Below are 1,023 nucleotides of genomic sequence, written 5' to 3'. Positions count from 1 at the left end.
CTAGGCCGTGTTTCGAAAGATCACGTGTGAGGCGTGTCGGTGATCGTTGAACGAAGAGGTCTCCGGTAGTTGGTTCAACGACCAAGAAGAACGAAACACCGGAGACCTCGTGGCCAGCGTAGTGGTGACGAGGCGGCACGACCTCACTAACGCGCAGTGGGCGGCGCTGGAGCCGCATCTGCCTGCCGCATTGGGCAAGGGGCGTCCGCCGAAGTGGAGCAGGCGGCAGTTGATCGACGGGATCCGATGGCGGATCCGGACCGGGGCGCCATGGCGGGACGTGCCTGCCTGCTACGGCCACTGGTTCACCGTTTACGGCCTGTTCCGACGCTGGCAGCGGGAGGGGATCTGGGCTCAGATCCTGGCCGCCTTGCAGGCGTGTGCGGACGCCGCCGGGAAGATCGAGTGGACGGTGAGCGTGGACTCCACCATCACCCGGGCTCACCAGCACGCGGCCGGAGCACGCCGGGACGGCCACCTGCAAAAGGAACCACCCGGCGGGGTGCACAGCGAGCCGGACGATCACGCGCTGGGGCGCTCACGTGGCGGGCTGACCACCAAGACCCATCTGGCTTGTGAGCAGGGCCGCAAGCTGCTGGCTGCGGTGGTGACCGCCGGTCAGCGGGGCGACAGCCCGCAGTTCATCCCGGTGCTGGGCAAGATCCGGGTGGGCCGCCTCGGCGGTGGCCGTCCCAGGACCCGTCCCGATCTTGTGCTGGCCGACAAGGCCTACACCAGCAAGGCCAACCGGACTCATCTGCGCCGGCGTGGGATCAAGGCGTGCATTCCGAGCAAGGCCGATCAGGACGCTCACCGACGAGCCAAGGGGTCGAAGGGAGGCCGGCCGCCTGCCTTCGACCCTGCGTTCTACCGGCTGCGCCACGCTGTGGAGTGCGGCATCAACCTGCTCAAAGGCAACCGTGGCATGGCAACCCGCTACGACAAGCTCGCCGTACGCTACGAAGCCGTCGTCATCATCGCCGCGATCAACCAGTGGCTCAAAGCCTTATGAAACACGGCCTA

At 66.7% G+C, this 1,023-nt stretch carries 1 protein-coding gene; it reads left to right on the top strand.

What is annotated here, in order from left to right:
• Positions 1-124: 124 nt before the first annotated feature.
• Positions 125-1,012: an IS5 family transposase gene (locus IEZ27_RS53420; RefSeq protein ID WP_229825363.1), complete on the top strand. Its 888-nt coding sequence runs from the start codon at positions 125-127 to the stop codon at positions 1,010-1,012.
• The last annotated feature ends 11 nt before the right edge of the window (positions 1,013-1,023 follow it).

Origin of the sequence: Nonomuraea spiralis, from assembly GCF_014648435.1 — a bacterium.
In the GTDB taxonomy this organism is placed as follows: Bacteria; Actinomycetota; Actinomycetes; order Streptosporangiales; family Streptosporangiaceae; genus Nonomuraea; species Nonomuraea spiralis.
The sequence above is the reverse complement of the archived record's forward strand: the minus strand, read 5'-3'. Positions and strand labels throughout refer to the sequence as shown.